Annotated in this window: 15 protein-coding genes; 5 read left to right on the top strand and 10 right to left on the bottom strand. The window is 36.5% G+C overall.

The genetic code is table 11. From position 1 onward, the window contains the following. Window positions 1-85 precede the first annotated feature (85 nt). From EKM68_RS08225 to EKM68_RS08210, 4 genes are all read left to right on the top strand, one after another. Window positions 86-1,432, top strand: coding sequence for an APC family permease (locus EKM68_RS08225; protein WP_125589675.1), 1,347 nt, complete (start codon window positions 86-88; stop codon window positions 1,430-1,432). Between the two features lie 68 nt (window positions 1,433-1,500). Then, the gene (locus tag EKM68_RS08220; RefSeq protein WP_125589673.1) at window positions 1,501-2,853 is read left to right on the top strand and encodes a PTS transporter subunit EIIC; all 1,353 of its coding nucleotides are present in this window, start codon (window positions 1,501-1,503) and stop codon (window positions 2,851-2,853) included. Continuing rightward, window positions 2,831-3,721: an alpha/beta hydrolase gene (locus EKM68_RS08215; RefSeq protein ID WP_125589670.1), complete on the top strand. Its 891-nt coding sequence runs from the start codon at window positions 2,831-2,833 to the stop codon at window positions 3,719-3,721. The genes EKM68_RS08220 and EKM68_RS08215 overlap by 23 nt, the downstream gene beginning before the upstream one ends. A gap of 132 nt (window positions 3,722-3,853) precedes the next feature. Beyond that, on the top strand, window positions 3,854-4,603 hold the full coding sequence (locus EKM68_RS08210; RefSeq protein ID WP_125589668.1) for a response regulator transcription factor: 750 nt from the start codon (window positions 3,854-3,856) through the stop codon (window positions 4,601-4,603). A gap of 61 nt (window positions 4,604-4,664) precedes the next feature. Here EKM68_RS08210 and EKM68_RS08205 read toward each other — a convergent pair whose 3' ends face one another. Next, window positions 4,665-4,925 carry a helix-turn-helix domain-containing protein gene (locus EKM68_RS08205; RefSeq protein ID WP_125589664.1) on the bottom strand — a complete coding sequence of 87 codons (261 nt, stop codon included), beginning with the start codon at window positions 4,923-4,925 and terminating at the stop codon, window positions 4,665-4,667. Between the two features lie 319 nt (window positions 4,926-5,244). On the opposite strand from EKM68_RS08205, the gene EKM68_RS08200 reads away from it, so the two are divergent. Continuing rightward, window positions 5,245-6,507, top strand: a complete 1,263-nt coding sequence (locus EKM68_RS08200; RefSeq protein WP_164509394.1) for a sensor histidine kinase — start codon at window positions 5,245-5,247, stop codon at window positions 6,505-6,507. Between the two features lie 60 nt (window positions 6,508-6,567). Here the strand turns inward: EKM68_RS08200 and EKM68_RS08195 are convergent, their stop codons facing one another. From EKM68_RS08195 to pcrA, 9 genes are all read right to left on the bottom strand, one after another. Continuing rightward, window positions 6,568-6,765, bottom strand: coding sequence for a hypothetical protein (locus EKM68_RS08195; RefSeq protein ID WP_125589659.1), 198 nt, complete (start codon window positions 6,763-6,765; stop codon window positions 6,568-6,570). An 89-nt stretch (window positions 6,766-6,854) separates the two neighbouring features. Continuing rightward, entirely contained in the window at window positions 6,855-8,210 is a 1,356-nt protein-coding gene (rlmD, locus tag EKM68_RS08190; protein ID WP_125589656.1) for a 23S rRNA (uracil(1939)-C(5))-methyltransferase RlmD, read from the bottom strand. A gap of 74 nt (window positions 8,211-8,284) precedes the next feature. Further along, window positions 8,285-9,271: a diacylglycerol kinase gene (locus EKM68_RS08185; protein WP_125589654.1), complete on the bottom strand. Its 987-nt coding sequence runs from the start codon at window positions 9,269-9,271 to the stop codon at window positions 8,285-8,287. Between the two features lie 13 nt (window positions 9,272-9,284). Beyond that, window positions 9,285-10,715 (bottom strand): Asp-tRNA(Asn)/Glu-tRNA(Gln) amidotransferase subunit GatB, encoded by a 1,431-nt coding sequence (gene gatB, locus EKM68_RS08180; RefSeq protein ID WP_125589652.1) that lies wholly within the window; start codon window positions 10,713-10,715, stop codon window positions 9,285-9,287. Then, a complete protein-coding gene (gatA, locus tag EKM68_RS08175; RefSeq protein ID WP_125589649.1) occupies window positions 10,715-12,172 on the bottom strand; it encodes an Asp-tRNA(Asn)/Glu-tRNA(Gln) amidotransferase subunit GatA in 1,458 nt (485 codons plus the stop codon). Before gatA ends, gatB begins: the two co-directional genes overlap by 1 nt. Further along, window positions 12,172-12,471, bottom strand: a complete 300-nt coding sequence (gene gatC / locus EKM68_RS08170) for an Asp-tRNA(Asn)/Glu-tRNA(Gln) amidotransferase subunit GatC (protein WP_125589647.1) — start codon at window positions 12,469-12,471, stop codon at window positions 12,172-12,174. The genes gatA and gatC overlap by 1 nt, the downstream gene beginning before the upstream one ends. 24 nt (window positions 12,472-12,495) lie before the next feature. Beyond that, on the bottom strand, window positions 12,496-13,629 hold the full coding sequence (locus EKM68_RS08165; RefSeq protein ID WP_125589644.1) for a CamS family sex pheromone protein: 1,134 nt from the start codon (window positions 13,627-13,629) through the stop codon (window positions 12,496-12,498). A gap of 11 nt (window positions 13,630-13,640) precedes the next feature. Further along, window positions 13,641-15,659: an NAD-dependent DNA ligase LigA gene (gene ligA / locus EKM68_RS08160; RefSeq protein ID WP_125589637.1), complete on the bottom strand. Its 2,019-nt coding sequence runs from the start codon at window positions 15,657-15,659 to the stop codon at window positions 13,641-13,643. A 21-nt stretch (window positions 15,660-15,680) separates the two neighbouring features. Further along, window positions 15,681-17,918 (bottom strand): DNA helicase PcrA, encoded by a 2,238-nt coding sequence (gene pcrA / locus EKM68_RS08155; protein WP_125589708.1) that lies wholly within the window; start codon window positions 17,916-17,918, stop codon window positions 15,681-15,683. Window positions 17,919-18,072 lie beyond the last annotated feature (154 nt).

Here is an 18,072-nt window from a genome sequence, read left to right as displayed (position 1 = left end):
GAACTAATTGCCACTAAAAACATTACAGTCTCTACTTATATGGTGTATTATGTTATTTTACACTTTCACTTAGGAGTTGAGAATAATGGAAAAACAAACAGATAAGTTCAGTTTAAAACGAGATCTGGGATTCTTCTCCGCGCTCTCTACTGTTATGGGACTAGTAATCGGTGGCGGAGTGTTCTTCAAAATCTCCAGTGTAACCGCCGCTACTGGATCACCTAGTTTAACAATTTTTGTTTGGATACTGGCTGGATTCATTACGATCAACGCGGGCCTAACTATTGCTGAATTGGCCGCAGCACTACCGGTAGCTGGTGGTATCTACAAGTATATCGAATATATTTATGGAAAAGTACCTGCCTTCTTGCTAGCTTGGGCACAATCAGTTATCTACTATCCTGCTGGTATTTCAGCATTATCGATCATCTTTGCGACTCAAGTGATCAATCTCTGTAATCTACAAGCAAGTTGGCAAATCCCCATTGCAATTGCATTAGCTGTCTTCCTATTTGCAGTTAATCTACTCGGCGCTAAAGTTGGTGGTTCGATTCAATCGATTGCTTTGATCGCCAAACTTATTCCAATCGTATTAATAGTCATAGTTGGACTGTTCACCAAGTCGAATAATAACATCTCGTTACTACCGATTACGTCCGGTGCCCATCCTGATTTTTGGTCATCTATGGGTGGTGGCCTACTCGCCACTATGTTTGCCTTTGATGGTTGGATGAATGTTGGAAACTTAGCTGGAGAAATGAAAAAGCCTGAAAAAGACCTTTCACGTTCGATTATTTTAGGATTATTCCTGATAACCTTGATCTATGTTTCAATTAGTTTCGTCTTTATCAAAGAACTACCATTTCACCTAATTCCTGGTAATCAAAATGCTGCTTCAGAGGCCGCCATCAGGATATTTGGTGATATTGGTGGAAAAATTGTTACGATTGGTATCCTTATTTCAGTCTTTGGTGCAGTCAATGGATACACTATGACCGGAGCGCGTGTTAGCTATGTCTTAGGCGTCGATGATGAAATTATCTTCAGCAAATTCTTTGCCAAACTAACCAAAAAAAGTCGTGTACCGATAAATGCCGGTATCGTACAAACACTAATCGCTATCATAATGATATTTATGGGAAGCTTCGATTTCTTGACTGACATGTTAGTTTTTGTCATGTGGATTTTCTCAATGATGATGTTCGTAGGAGTATTCATCTTACGGCGTAGTGAGCCTGATCTCGAACGACCATATAAGATTAATTTTTATCCAATCCCACCGATTATTGCTATGCTGGGAGGCGGATATATTATTATCTCAACTTTACTAAGGCAACCTACTCTAGCCTTCACAGGTATTATAATAACCCTATTAGGTTTACCGCTATATTACATACATCAATTTAACAAAAAAAAGAAGTCGCTATTATAGCAGCTTCTTTTTTTTAACGTTATAATCTAAATGATTTTATAAACTCCTAAATGTCGCAGGTATTGATTATGGATAATCTATTTAAAAATAAGTTTGAACAAAAGTTAGCTCAAATAACTTTGAAATTACAAAAATTATTATTATATCGAATAATCCAACGAACTGTCATGATGATTTTCCCCTTCGTATTATTCGGTAGTTTTGTCAAAATAATTCAAATCACTATTTTGGGTAAGGATAGTTTCTTAACTGATATAATCCCTAAGCTCAATAACGATTTATTCTTTAATCACATTAATGATATTGCGACAGCATTGTACAGTTTAACTCTTGGCTGGGTAGCAGTTATGGCAACCTTTGGTGCAGCAAAATATACTGCCAAACATTTTAATCGTGACGACCAACTAGCTGGTCTTACAAGTATCAGTTCACTTTTGATAATCTCTTTTACTTATTCAAAAGTTCAACCATTATCATTTCATGGTGAAGTTTTAGGAGTTCGTGGACTACTATTCGCTATCTTGCTAGGAATATTTATCGGATGGATCTTCAAAGTCACCAGTCATTCGGCACCAGATCATCTAGCTAAACACTTGTCCAGTAACGTCTTGGAAAGAAGTTTTATTTCATTAAGACCAATATCGATAGTTTTAATATTGTCGGTCATCTTCAGTTTTTTGGTTAATATTACTTACTATTCAGATTTACCTAATAGCATCGTTTATTCTCTGGCAACTAATTACCATAGTAGCAATCCCTTCATTCAATTATTAAGCACTATTGGATTTTCACTTTATACAATAATCGCATCATTCTTTGGTTGGTCAGGTGTTTATTCACCTATTGAAATTGAAAAAGCTGATCCAACTGTTCTAGAAAATCTAAACTATGCGCTGACACATCATACAGCCTGGGGAGCTCCTAATCTCTTTACCAGCAATACCTTGTATCATGCATTCGCAACCTTAGGTGGAACCGGATCAGTTTTGGCATTGATTATTGCAATTTTCTTAGTTTCCAAAGATCCTGACTTCCAGACTGTCGCTCGTTGGACGATGATTCCCAGTATCTTTAATCTTGGCAATAGTGTCATGTCAGGAATCCCTGTACTATTTAATGTCATCTTTATAATTCCGTTCATACTAGCACCATTAGCATGCATGATAATAGCCGCTATTGCTCTTCAGCTGCATTTAATGCCACCGAGTGTATATCCGATACCAATTGGGACTCCCGGCCTCCTGTCTTCGTTCATTGGGACCAATGGTAGCTGGCAAGCTTTGCTTTTCTCATTGATTAGTCTAATTGTTTCGGTTTATATTTACATTCCTTTCGTACGTATTGCTGAAAAACTAAAAACTATCGATAATCTTGCTCTTGACGAAGGAGGTCTGTCTGATGAAGAGAACCTTCAAAAATAGGCAGCAAAAACCTTTTAAGTATCTAATAATTTTAACGATCATCTTAATTATTCTAGGGATACCGTCTTATATATGGACTAAAAAGAACGTATCGACCTTAGCCGGACGTTACAACTCTCCCATGTCTCCGATTATAATGATTCCCGGAAGCAGTGCTTCAGCTGATCGATTCGACGATCTCGTTAAAACAATTAATAAGCAGTATGGAGAGCATCACAGCCTTTTGAAGCTAACTGTTAACACTGATGGCAAAATCACCTATAAGGGCACTATACGTGCCAATGATGACCGTCCATTCATCGTGGTCGGATTTATCAATAACAAAGATGGTTATGACAATATCAAGAAACAAGCCGGATGGTTCAATACCGCTTTTGACCAATTAAAATCACGATATCGATTTAGTAGTTTTGATGCCTTTGGACATTCAAATGGTGGATTGATCTGGACGTATTTCCTTGAACATTACTTCGATAATTCATCGATCAACATTGATTCAATGCTTACTGTTGGAACTCCTTACAACTTCGAAGAGAAGAATAGTTCTAATAGAACCCAGATGTTAAACGACTTTATTAAGCTCAAGGACAAATTGCCAAGTGACTTGACATATTACTCAATTGCTGGCACACAGCTCTATACTGATGATGGAATAGTCCCTATTGGAAGTGTCGATGCTGGTAAGTACATCTACGAAGGTAACGTCAAACGTTATACGCTTATAACTCTTACAGGCAGTAAGGCTCAACATTCAGATATGATTGCTAACAATCAATTTATTTCCATTTTCCATCAATATATCATCGGTAACAGACTAAGTAATCCTGGTGGTGGCACAAATAAAAAGAGCACCGAACCGATAAAATAATTCAATCATTACATCAAAAATCGCTATTTTTTAAAATATATAGCGATTTTTTTATTTTATTTAAATTACCACAACTTGTTTTTACATCTACGCTTCAATACAATTATCTTATTCCATACAGGAGGTGCCGGTATGCTACCAATCTATTTATTGGAAGATGATGATGTCCAGCGCAAAAATTATTCAAAGTTTATCAATAATAGCATCATGATAAATGATGCCAATATGGAGCTCAAACTGGCTACTGCAAAAACTGAAGCTCTCTTCGACTCTTGTGTTGCACCCGAAAAGGCTATTTTCTTCTTAGATATGGAAATAGATAATAATAATATTGCCGGATTGGAAGCAGCTGAACGAATCAAAAAAGAGGTTCCATTAGCACAAATTATTTTTATCACGACTCATGATGAGCTGTCATTAGTGACATTAGAACGACGAATCGCTCCAATGGATTATATTCTTAAGAGCAAGGGTAACGATTCAATCAAAAAAAGTATCAACAACGATATTGCACTGGCTCAAAATTATTTTGATAGATTTGCCCGTCACTCTCAAAATATCTTTAATTATCGAATTGGTAGCCGATTCTTCAATATCTTAATGGATGATGTAATAATGATATTCACCGAAAAAATAGCTCCAGGACAAGTAACATTAATATCTAAGCATCAGCGTAGTTCCTTCTCAGGGTCACTTAATTCAATTGAGAATATCTATCCAGATCTGTTTAGATGTGATCGAAGTTACTTAGTTAACTTGGATAATGCAAAATCATATGATGGCAAAGAACGAATTTTAACTTTCACTGATGGATCGACTTGCAAAGTTTCTTTTCGCAAAGGACGAGAGTTATTAGGTATACTAGAGGATAGAGATAACTAAAAAGCAGGACCCGTTAAATCCGAGTCCTGCTTTAATATTTCCAATTAGGTTCTCAATCGACCTATGCTTCAGATTGACTCTGTTCATATTCTTTTTCTTCTCTGCCTACTAGTTTATCAAGACTTACGTCATAGACATCCGCGAACTTAATCATTGTATATATATCAGGTGTTCTAGTATTATGTTCATACTTCGAAATCGTTGTGATATCTACGTGAAGTAAGTTTGAAACTTCACGCTCCGAAAGATTACGTTCCTTACGAAGAATCCTCAAGTTGTCTCCCAATTGAAGGTTTTCACCGAAATGAATATTTTTATCCATGATAAAATACCTCAATTCTTATTACTCTAATTTTGCCACGCAATAGTAACATTATTTCATAATTAAATTTTTTCGACAAAAAAAATTATAAACGTAAAAAAAGAGCATATAAACGTAAAAAGATATCAAGTAATTACTAATATCTTGTTTTAATTGTAAAATATCCCTACAATTATTTAGTCAACATTGCTTACAAAAACATAAGCAAGAAAGGAAAAATGTCTTTGGCACATTTCTAATGATATATATACAAACTAATTTAAGTCCTTTAGGTAACATTTTTATACTATTTGCCACACTACAGCTAGTGCATTTTTTTATGCACGATTTTAGATATTATTACTGGATCAACGATTTAATACTCTCAACAATTTTTGGTATCCTCGGACTATATACTAATAATTCATTCATTCTATTTTTTGTTCTGGCACTATTGGCCATTCATGTTTTTCGAAACCATCCACATACGATCAACTATAATAATGGAATTTCTATAACTTTAGCAGCTAATATTCAATTGACATTATTCAGTTTAAGCACCTACTTAGCCAGTTTTATAATTTATTTTCAAACTGGCATTTGGAACACAGAAAATTTAAAACTACACCAGAATACCTTTGCTTCAGTGACTATATTGATAAATGCCATTCTACTTCTTATCGTCATCGCAGTAGTTAACAAATACGAGCGTCAAATTAAACACGTTAGATATAACATCGTGCGATACCAATTAGGTAAAAAGATTTTTATAATGTTATTTACCCTACTTCTGGCATTCATGGTTATTTTAGTAATTAGTGACATCGAAAATATCAACCCATTAATTCAAATGGGAATCCTTCTGACATTTACAGTCATAACTATTTCCACATATTGGCAAACTATTGTCTTCATTCAATCATTCACCATGCGTAAAGAAGCTAGTGAAGAAACTGAACGCATCAAAGAATTAGATGATTATCTGATCAGTTTTCAGCAACAAAATGAAGATTTAAGAAAGTTCAAACATGACTTTCAAAATATTATTCTGTCATTAGGACAAGTCGTTGACGATCAAAGTTCAGATGAAATCAAACGATACTACCATGAACTTATGAGCCAACAAAATAGTTTTCAAAACGTTCAAACTCACAGTTTACTTGAACTACAAACCATCAGAAGTAAGCCAATTCAAAGTTTGTTGACTCAAAAATACTTCATGGCAAAATCTAAAGGTATCAAGTTAAACTTTGAATTATCTAGTGATGATTATGAAATAAAAAAGAATGACCTTTCGATCATTCGAATTATTGGTATTTTGTTAGATAATGCAATTGAATATGTTCAAGGTACCGAAAATAAAGTTATCACCTGTGCCTTTCTCAAATCATCAGAAACGCTGGAAATAACTATCGCTAACCCTATTCAAAGTGATGTCGATATTAATAAAATATTTCAAAGTGGCTATTCAACTAAACATGAACATCACGGATATGGTTTAGCAAATATCAAAAACATCACCGACTCATCAGATACTCTATTCACTGACACTCAAATAGTCAAAAACAATCTAATGATGACATTGATCATTCTTCAAAAATAAAGGAATTCAAGTTCCTTTATTTTTTTGTTTTTTAGTGAAGCGCTTACATAAAATGGTAAGTTAAAAGGCATCCATAAGTATATAAATAGCCCCCACAAACATTGATCCACCAACAAGGCCAAACCAAGATGCTAGCCAGTCAAATATAACTATTTTTTTGGATACGCTATCATTAGGTACAGTAAAGTATCCAATAGAAGCGAATAATTGCCAAAATGCAATAACTAACATTCCGATTGCTACAACAGTACGTCCCAAAATAATCCCCCTCAGAATTAGTTCTTAACTATATTTTGAAGTAAAAAAATAGTGAGGTCAAGGCCTTTTAGCCTTAATCTCACTATTGATCATTTTCTAGTTAATTTTGTTACGGATTCTATATGATTTGTCATTGGGAACATATCAACCGGTGTTGCATCACCAATTTCGTAAGTATCACTCAATAATTTCAAATCTCTTGCTAAAGTGGCAGGATTACAACTGATATAGACAATACTCTTAGGCTTGATGTTATTGATTGATTCGATCAATGAATTATCCAATCCCTTACGAGGAGGATCAACCATCAACACATCAACCTTTTTATTATCTTTTGCCCATTGGTTCAAGACTGTTTCAGTCTTACCAACGATGAAATCAGCATTTTCAATTCCATTGATTTCAGCATTTTGTTTAGCATCATTCACAGCATCAGCGACCATTTCAATGCCAGTAACGTGCTTAGCTTTGTCAGCTAATGACAAACCAATTGTACCAATACCTGAATAAGCATCGACAACTGTTTCTTTACCAGTTAGCTCAGCCTTATCAACTGCTAACTTGTACAAACGTTGTGTTTGTGTGGGATTAACTTGGTAGAAAGAACGTGGTGAAATTCTATATGTGTGTCCAAGAAGCTCATCATCAATATAAGGACTACCGGCTAACAACATCATGTCTCGACCCAAAATTACGTTAGTAGTTTTAGAATTGATGTTTAAGTACAATGACTTAACTTCTGTGTTAGTCATAATATCTGCAGCAATTTCCTTGTAATGTGAAATATCACGAACACGTGACACCAAGACAACCATCATTTGACCAGTGTAGTATGCACGGCGAACCATGATTGTACGAATTTGTCCCTTGTTCTGAGATTCTTCGAAACCACGGACGTTGTAATTACGCAAAATATCACGAACACGTTTGATCTCAGCGTCGATCTTAGGATCTTGAATCAAATAGTCTTCCATTGGAACAAGATCATGTGAATGTCTGCGATAAAATCCTGACGTCAATTTACCATCGATTTGGCGAACTGGTACTTGTGCTTTATTACGATAGTGGAATGGATCTTCCATTCCAAGTGTTTCGTTGACATCAATATCCAATCTAGCTTTTTGGAAGTCGATTTGAAGTTGCTTTTGTTTGAACTTCAATTGTTCTGAATACTTCAAATGGCTCAATGGAGCAATTCCTGTTCTAACATAGACATTATCAATGTCTTCAACGCGATCGGGTGACTTCTTGATGATGTCCAAAGCCTTAGCGAATCCATAACTCTTACCTACTTTTAGGATAACAGCATTGACCACTTCACCAGGTAGGGCATTGTCAACGAATAATGTGAAATCATCAACTTTGGCTACACCTTTGCCTTCGTATGATAGATCCTGGATCGTTAATTCTAATTTGTCATTCTTTTTTATGTTTGGTTTTTCCATATTTCATCCTTTGCATAGAAAAAGGGTAGCTGGTACTAATGTCTCAGCTTCCCTTTTATTCATAGTTCTATATTCTAATCTAATTTCTTCTCTTCTTCAATGATCTTTTCTCCGGCATCTTTTTCATCCATCGATGAAGTGTCGATTGCCTTAAGTGGAATTGAGTCAACATTAGCATAAATATTCAAATGTGCATGCATGTTAGTAAACTCCATCGGAGCATCCCCACCATACTCGCCATCAAGATTGACCATGATACGGTTGGTATCATTTGCCTTAACAGATAGCTTCTTAGTCTTGGTGTAAATAATCTTAGGATTATACACATGACGACCGCCATTCAATACCAATGCAATCAAATGAACTAAGTCACGAAGATTTGTTTCTTTGACAATAATCAGTGAAAATGTTCCGTCGCCGATAACTGAGTTAGGGGCAATCTGTTCCATGCCACCAATTGAATTAGTCAATCCAATTAAGAACATCGTGGCTTTGCCATCGAAGACACCATCGTCATATTCGATGTGCATATCAATAGGATTGATTCGAGGTAACATTTCTGCACCCTTAACCAAGTACGCTAGATAACCGAGAATTGATTTATAAGCTGAAGGAACTTCATAGGTCAACTCAGTCATCGAGCCACCACCAGCAATGTTGATGAAATAATTATCGCCAGCTTTTCCAATATCAACTGGTAATTTTTGCTTCTTCAAAATAACTTTGGCTGCTTCAACAACGTCATCACGAGGTATCTTCAACGCACGAGCATAATCATTGGTCGTTCCAGCAGGAATAATGGCTAATTCCGGACGTTTGTCCAAACCAGCAATACCATTAACTACTTCGTTGATTGTTCCATCACCACCGGCGGCAATGATTAGATCAAATCCTTCTTTGGCGACACGATTAGCTTCATCTTGAGCTGAATTCTTAGTTGGAGTCGTACGAAAGGCGCTGGCTTCATAGCCGGCTTCTTCAAGTATATTTAAAATATCCCCTACATTATTTCTCAGTGTCTCGTGGCCTGAGGTAGGATTGTAAATCAACCTTGCTCGCATATACTTCTCCTCACTAACGACTATTAAGCTCAGCCATTAGGATCTTATTAACAACCTTAGGGTTAGCTTGTCCGTGTGTTTGTTTCATAATTTGTCCAACTAAGAAACCAACGGCACGATCCTTACCATTCTTGAAGTCATCGATTGATTGTTGGTTATTATCCAAAATATCCATGATCATTGGCTTCAATACAGCTGGATCTGATTCTTGAACAAGTCCCTTTTCTTTGACCCATCCTTCTGGCTCTGTTCCATTACTGATTGTTTCTTGGAAGACCTTTTTGGCGATCTTAGAAGAAATAGTTCCGTCAGAAATCAACTTAATCATCGTTGATAAATGTTCTGGTGTCAACTTAGTATCTAATAAGCCAACCTTCTTTTCATTTAAGAACGCATTAACTTCACCCATCAACCAGTTAGAAATAAGTTTTGGATTTGCACCAAAACGAACAGCTTCATCGAAGAAATCTGACATTTCCTTAGTATCAGTTAAAACACCAGCATCGTATTCAGGAATACCTAATTCATTAATATAACGTGCACGACGCTCGTCAGCTGGTTCTGGCAATTGTGACTTGATCTCTTCGATCCATTCTGGCTTGATTTCAAAGTCAGGAAGATCTGGTTCTGGGAAATAACGATAATCATCTGCACCAGATTTAACACGCATCAATGCAGTTTCACCTGTTTTCTCATCAAAACGTCTTGTTTCTTGTTCGATCTTACCGCCATTCTTTAGGACAGCAGCCTGACGCTTTTCTTCATATGCCAAACCAAGTTTGACATAGTTAAATGAGTTAAGGTTCTTTAGTTCGACTTTAGTACCATAAGTATCTGATCCGGCTGGTGTGATAGAGATATTAGTATCAACACGCATTGAACCTTCTTCCATCTTAACGTCAGATGCTCCGGTAAATTGAACGATTTGACGTAGCTTTTCAAGGTATTGGTAAGCTTCTTCAGGAGAATGCATATCAGCCTTTGAAACGATTTCGATAAGTGGTGTACCTTGACGGTTCAAATCGACGTATGAATAACCATTGTTACCGTGGGTATTCTTACCAGCATCTTCTTCGACATGAAGTTCAGCAATACCGATTTTCTTCTTCTTGCCATCAACTTCAATTTCAATATAACCATCATGACCAAGTGGTTTTTCACTTTGTGTTAATTGATAGGCCTTAGGATTATCTGGATAGAAATAGTTTTTACGATCAAAGTGTGTATGATTTTCTATTTTGGCATTCAATGCAAGAGCAACCATAACACCTAAACGATATCCTTCTTTATTAACAGTTGGTAATGTTCCTGGAAAACCAAAATCAATAACATTGGTATTAATATTTGATTCAGCACCATAAGCAACTGGTGAAGGACTAAACATTTTTGATTTAGTCTTTAATTCAACGTGGACTTCTAGACCAATAGTTGTTTCAAAGTTCATTAGTCTTCCCCCTTTAATGCAGTTGGTATTTGTTCGTAAAATTTATTTTGTTCTTGTAATGCATAAGCAGCATTAAAGATTGCTTGTTCGTTAAACGGTTTAGCAATAATCTGTAACCCAACTGGCATACCATCAGCCAATCCTGTTGGAACAGAAGCAGCTGGAAGTCCAGCTAAGTTAGCAGGAATAGTTAGAATATCATTCATGTACATTGCTAGAGGGTCATCGATCTTATCACCGATCTTGAAAGCAGTACTTGTTGTTGAAGGTCCCATGATCAAATCGTGATCTTCTAGAACTTTGCCCATTTCTTCAATGAACAATGTTCTTACTTGAGCGGCCTTCTTGAAGTATGCATCGTAGGCACCAGCAGACAAGGCAAATGTACCTAACATGATACGACGTTTGATTTCGTCACCAAAACCTTCTGATCTTGAGTTAACGAATAGGTCTTTGATGTTCTTAACATCCTTAGCACGGAATCCATAACGAACACCATCGTATCTTTGCAAGTTAGATGAGGCTTCACTAGATGCAAGTACGTAGTAAACTTCAACCGCATGCTTCAAAGCTGGGAGACTTACTTCATCAACAGTTGCGCCCATTTCTTTGTATGTATCGATAGCAGCATTGATTTGTTTGATGATCTCAGGGTTAGTACCTTCATGCCAGAATTCCTTAGGAACTGCAATTCTTACACCTGTCATATCTTTGTTCAAATTAGCACGATAGTCAGGAACTTCCTTCTCGGAACTAGTACTGTCATGTTCATCATGTCCGGCAATAATCGAAAGAACAGTGGCTGAATCTTCAACACGTTTTGACATAACACCGACTTGGTCAAGACTTGATGCAAAGGCGATAACACCCCAACGAGATACACGACCATAAGTTGGTTTGATACCAAAAATACCATTGAAAGCAGCTGGTTGACGAATTGAACCACCTGTATCTGTACCCAATGCAGCAACTACTTCGCCAGAAGCAACGGCAGCTGCAGAACCACCTGAAGAACCACCGGGAACTTTTTCGAAGTCCCAAGGATTGTGTGTATCACCAAAGAATGATGTTTCAGTTGATGAACCCATAGCGAATTCATCCATGTTTGTCTTACCAATATTGATAGCACCGGCAGCTTCAAGCTTCTCTAGAACAGTTGCACTATAAACAGGCATGAAGTTATAAAGAATCTTACTTGCGGCTGTTGTCTTGATACCATTACTTACAATATTATCTTTGATAGCAATAGGAATACCAGATAGTGGACCATTGATACCTGCTTGGTCAACTTTTTCAGCGTCTTTAACCGCATTATCATTGACGGTGATAAAAGCAGAAATATCTTTTTCTTTATCTTTCATATCGTTCAATGTTTGATCAGTTAGTTCTTTTGAAGTTATTTCTTTAGCAGCTAACTTCTTGTGCAATGAATCGATACTTTCGTTTAAGTAATTCACTATTCGTCGTCCTCCTTGTCAACAATTGTTGGAACCTTGATCAAGTTATCTTCAGATTCAGGAACATTTTCAAACATTTGCTCTCTAGTTTGAGTGCGAATACCTTTATCTTCACGGAAAGTAGTATTTGTATCTCCCATATTGTATGTAGGTTCAACACCATCAGTATTAACACTAGCCAAATTACTTTCCATATCAACGATTCTACCTAGTTGACTTACAAAGTCATCGACTTCATCATTTTTTAATTTTAGGTTTGCTAATTCAGCAACATGTAAAATTTCATCTTTTGAAATCATTAAATTTCTCCTTTAAACTATCTTTTAATCTGCGTTATAAACATGTGACAAGAACTTACCATCAGTACGTGTAACAACTGATTGCTGACTATCAACAGTTTGAATATTAATATCCAAATTTGCATCAGATGGTAGATACTTCGAGGCGCTTTGTTGAACAAATTGTGTAAAACTTGTAATTTGAGCCAAACCATCAAACTGAGTATTAACTGTAATATCCATTGACTTCAAACTTGTACCATCATAGTGAGCTTCTGCTGTTACACCGGATATATTAGGGAAATAACCTTGAATATTATCCTTAAAGTTAGCAAAGGCATCCGAGTCGCCACTATTAATTGCTGTTTCATTATTAACTGTTGGTAGAACTTGATTCTTGTAATTCAATGTCTTCCAACTACCAACATCTGCACTTTTACTTACTGAGTATTGGAAGTAAGTACCACCAACCAATGTATCTTCAGGAGCAACTGAATATAGACCAACAACAATAGGAATATTTCCAACATTGCTCATTTTGCGAAGTCGTTTAACAACTTCTTTGGCAACACGCTCACCTTCGGACTTTTGTTCCTCTTGGCTGATTGTAGTGCTGTATGTCGCACCATACTGCTTCTTTTGATAATAATCGATTTTGTTCATTGCAATACCGATTGAAATACCAGCTAATTTATATTTACCATTTTGCTTTTGAAGATAATCTTCTTCAAGCATTTGTTGGAAATACATTGGTGCTCTCTTAGTTGGACTTGTGGACCCATTAGATGCTGGATTCAAACCAGTCGAGTTTTTACTCGACTTACGTCCAAGCCAATTAGTAACAGTTGATGACGATAAGACTTGACCTTCTTGGAAAACATATGAATTCGTTGAGAATTGATTCTTAGACAAATTCAATAAGCCACTTTCAAAACTACGGCTATTGAACTGATTACTATTATCAGCTGCCGTAATTCCTGAGATTGAACTTGTTTTATATTTTCCATTGCTCATCAAAACATCATAAGAACTAGAATCAGATGAACTAGCCGTTTGAACTGTACTCTTACTGCTGTCACTACTACCTGATGACAAACTTGAATCTTGTAAATTACCACAGGCAGTCAAAAGAAGTGAGCACATCAATACCAGTGCTGTAGCTTTTACGAATTTTTTCAAAACTTTTTCTCCTACTCCTCCGCATCATCCAGATAATCGGATAATGTTGCTTCATCAATAATCTGCGTTCCTAATTGCTGAGCTTTGGTCAACTTGCTACCAGCTTTTTCACCAGCAATCAAGATATCAGTTTTCTTAGTAACTGACCCCGTGACCTTAGCGCCATAATTCTCTAGCATTTCTGCTAATTCCGAACGCTTATAATTCGTTAATGTTCCGGTTATAACCACTATTTTATCAGTAAAATGCGAATTTGTTTCATTGGAATTAGAACTACCAACAAAATTCATATTAACATTAGCAGATTTCAACTCATTAATTAGATTCTGAACATCTTCATTAGCAAAATACATAATTATACTATCGGCGATAATATCACCCATAGTATTAACTTCGAGTATTTCATCCTTAGTTGCCATCATCAAATTATCAAGATCACCAAAGCTCTCAGCTAAAATTCTTCCAGCCTTAGCGCCAACATGACGAATTCCAAGTCCGAATATTAAACGTTCAACGGAATTATTCTTAGAATTGTTAATTGCTGTTAACAAATTATTAATTGATTTCTCTTTAAATCCATCAAGTGTTGCCAAGTTTTCAGCTGTTAGCTTATACAAATCGGCAACATCTTTGATCAAGTTCTTAGTATACAACTGTTCGATAATTTTTGGACCTAAACCATCGATATTCATCGCATTTCTTGACGCAAAATGTGTCAGTTGTTCCTTAACTTGAGCTGGACACTTAGGATTGATACAGCGCAATGCCACTTCATCTTCTAAATGAATCAGTTCTGAGTCACAATAAGGGCAGTGTGTTGGTATCTCTGCTGGAACAGAATCTTCTGGACGTTTGCTCAAGACAACTTGAGAAACCTCAGGAATAATATCTCCTGCCTTGTGCAGCAAAACTGTATCACCAACCCGAATATCTTTTTGTTTGATCATATCTTCATTGTGCAAAGTTGCGCGGGCAACTGTAGTACCTGCAAGTTGAACTGGATCCATGACTGCTGTCGGCGTCAAGACACCAGTCCGACCAATTGTCCAAGTTATTTCACGAACAATCGACTCCGCTTGTTCTGGTGGGAACTTATAAGCAATTTCCCAGCGTGGAACTTTGACTGTATTACCTAATGAACGCTGAGTTGCCAAGTCGTTGACTTTCAAAACAACCCCGTCAATTCCGTAATCTAAGTCATCACGCACTTTTCCATAACGTTCGATATATTCCTTAACACCGCTTAATCCCTTAGTCACTTCAGCTGATGGATTAACATTGAAGCCCAATTCTTCAAGTGTCTGTAATGCTTCACTTTGAGTAGTAACATTCAAATCATCAAAGGTTACGATCGTATACATAAACGTATCTAGTTTTCTAGAAGCCGTAACTTTAGGATTCAATTGACGAAGACTTCCGGCAGCTGCATTTCTAGGATTTGCAAATACTTGTAATCCTTCTTTCTCACGTTCTTCATTCAAGCGTAAGAATTCCTTCTTAGACATAAAGCATTCACCACGAACTTCAAAACTCAACGGACGACTTAACTTCTGGGGAATAGTATGGATTGTTTTCAAGTTTTCAGTAACATTTTCACCAATTGTTCCATTACCACGAGTTGATCCTTGGACTAACACACCGTTTTCATAAACCAATGATATAGCTAACCCATCGATTTTTAATTCGACATTATAATCAACCTCTTCACCGACATTTTTTTCGATTCGGTCATTGTATTCAGCTAATTCTTCCTCAGAGAATACATCCCCCATTGAAAGCATTGGAATATCATGAGTTACCTTGTTGAAATCTGGCAAAGTAACATCACCAACTAATTGTGAAGGAGAATCTGGTGTTACTAAATTGGGAAATTGTCCTTCTAATTCCAACAAACGATTGTATTGTTGGTCATAGACATTATCCTCAACCTCCGGGGCATCCTTAGTATAATAAGCTTCACGATATCCATTTAGCTTTGTTCGTAACACGGCTAATTCTTCATTAGCCTGTTCTTTAGTGATCTCTGCCATATTTTTTCACCTCTTAAATTATTAGGCTTTTTTTATAGGAGCAAATTCGGCTAATAAACGTTTGATTCCTTCATTATTAAAAGCAACATCAAGTTCAGCATTCTTACCAGAGCCATTTACTTTAACGACTGTACCTTGACCCCACTTCTTATGCTCAACCTTATCGCCAATATTCCAACTGATATTTTCAGCACCTTGAGCACCATTGGCTTTTTGAGCCTCATCGACTTTGTAGCTAGAATGAAAGGCTGATTGACGACGACGCTTAACAAATGGTGACTCTTCCGAAACCTTGTTTGTCTTCGAAGTGGTAACTCCACCGGCATTCTTGTTGACCCAATTAATATGTTCATCACCAATTTCTTCAACAAAGCGAGAAACCTGATTACTTTGTAAACGTCCATATAACATACGGCTATATGCATTAGTTAAATAAAGCTTCTTTTCGGCACGAGTGATACCAACGTATGCTAGACGACGTTCTTCTTCTAGTTCTTCTTGCTTCATCAGTGCTCGTCCAAGTGGGAAGATACCTTCTTCCATACCAACTAAGAAGACCACTGGGAACTCTAGTCCCTTGGCAGCATGCAATGTCATCAAAGTAACTTCTTGCTGATTTTCTTCCAGTTCATCTTGATCACTGACTAGAGACAATTCCGTTAAGAATGCTTCAAGTCTAGATTCATCTAATTCTGGATCTGGTTCATAAGCTGAATCAAATTGTGTTGTAACAGTTAAAAGTTCCTCAATATTTTCAATTCGTGACTGTGATTCAAGATTATTCTGAGTTCTTAATTCTTCCACATAACCTGATTTATCAAGCAAGTGGTCCATCAAATCAGTCATCGAAATAGTTTTTGCTTCATTTGATAGGTCATCGATAACTTTAGCAAATTCTGCAAAGGTTTTTCTTGGTTTGGCGGCTAAAGATGACAACTCAATATTTTGAGCTGCCTCTAGTAGTGACCAACTGTGTTCATCTGCATATGCTTGTAATTTTTCGATTGTTCCTGGTCCAATACCACGCTTAGGACTGTTAATAATTCGTTGAAAACTCATTGAATCATCTGGGTTCGCAACTAACCTTAGATAAGCCATGATATCTTTAATTTCCTTACGATCATAGAACTTATGTCCACCAATTATCTTATAAGGAATATTTGCTTGAAGAAGCTTCTCTTCAAATGTACGTGACTGAGCATTAGTACGATACAGAATAGCAAAATCACCATAGTTATAATTCTTCAATACTAAATCTCTGATTTGAGAAATAACATACAATGCTTCATCTGACTCGTTTTGGCCACGATAAAAATTAATATCATCACCACTAGCATTATCAGTCCAGAGTTTCTTAGGTTTTCTTTCAGTATTATTATTGATAACCTCATTCGCAGCATCCAAAATCGTCTTGGTTGAACGATAGTTTTGTTCCAATTTAATAGTTGTTGCTTCAGGATAATCTTTTTCAAAATTCATGATATTTTTTATGTTAGCGCCACGCCAGCCATAGATACTCTGATCGGCATCACCAACAACACAAACATTACGATACTTCGCACCCAATTGTTGAACCAATTTATATTGAGCCTCATTAGTATCCTGATATTCATCCACATGAATATATTGGAATTTTTGTTGATAATATTCCAATACATCTGGACATTGTTCAAATAATATATTTGTTTGCATAATCAAGTCATCAAAATCCATGGCTTGATTTTTTTCCATTTCTTTCATGTAAGCATCGTAACAATTAGCTACGATTTGTTCGAATGGAGATTTAGTATTCTGAGCAAACACTTCCGGAGTTTGTAAATCATTTTTAGCATTACTGATTGCTCCCAAAATAGCACGTGGATCATATTGTTTAGGATCCAAATTCATTCTTTTAAGAATTTGCTTCATCAAAGTACGTTGCTCTGAGGGATCAGAAATTGTAAACGATCTGGACTTACCCATTTTGTCGATGTCACGTCTTAAGATGCGAACACAGAGTGAATGGAAAGTCGAAACCCAAACGTCTTCAGCTGCTTCATCGAGCAGTTTTCCAATTCTTTCTTTCATTTCTTTGGCAGCCTTATTAGTAAAAGTGATAGCGAGGACATGCCAAGGCATGACATTTTTATCTTCAATCAAATAAGCGACTCGATGAGTCAGTACTCGAGTCTTACCACTTCCGGCACCAGCCATGATCAACAAAGGACCTTCGGTAGTTCGGACAGCCTCTTGTTGCTCTGTATTTAAACCTTTTAACATTGCTTCTTCCAATTTCTAACTCCTTCAAATCCTTAATATATCAACATTTAACAAAAAACATCTATTTTACATTGTAGCAAATTTTTAATGACAATAATACTATTAGGGCGCGTTGAGGTGCTGGTAACTCCTGAGCATTATCTAGGATTCTAGG

This window comes from Companilactobacillus jidongensis (assembly GCF_003946575.1).
Classification (GTDB): domain Bacteria; phylum Bacillota; class Bacilli; order Lactobacillales; family Lactobacillaceae; genus Companilactobacillus; species Companilactobacillus jidongensis.
The sequence above is the reverse complement of the archived record's forward strand: the minus strand, read 5'-3'. Positions and strand labels throughout refer to the sequence as shown.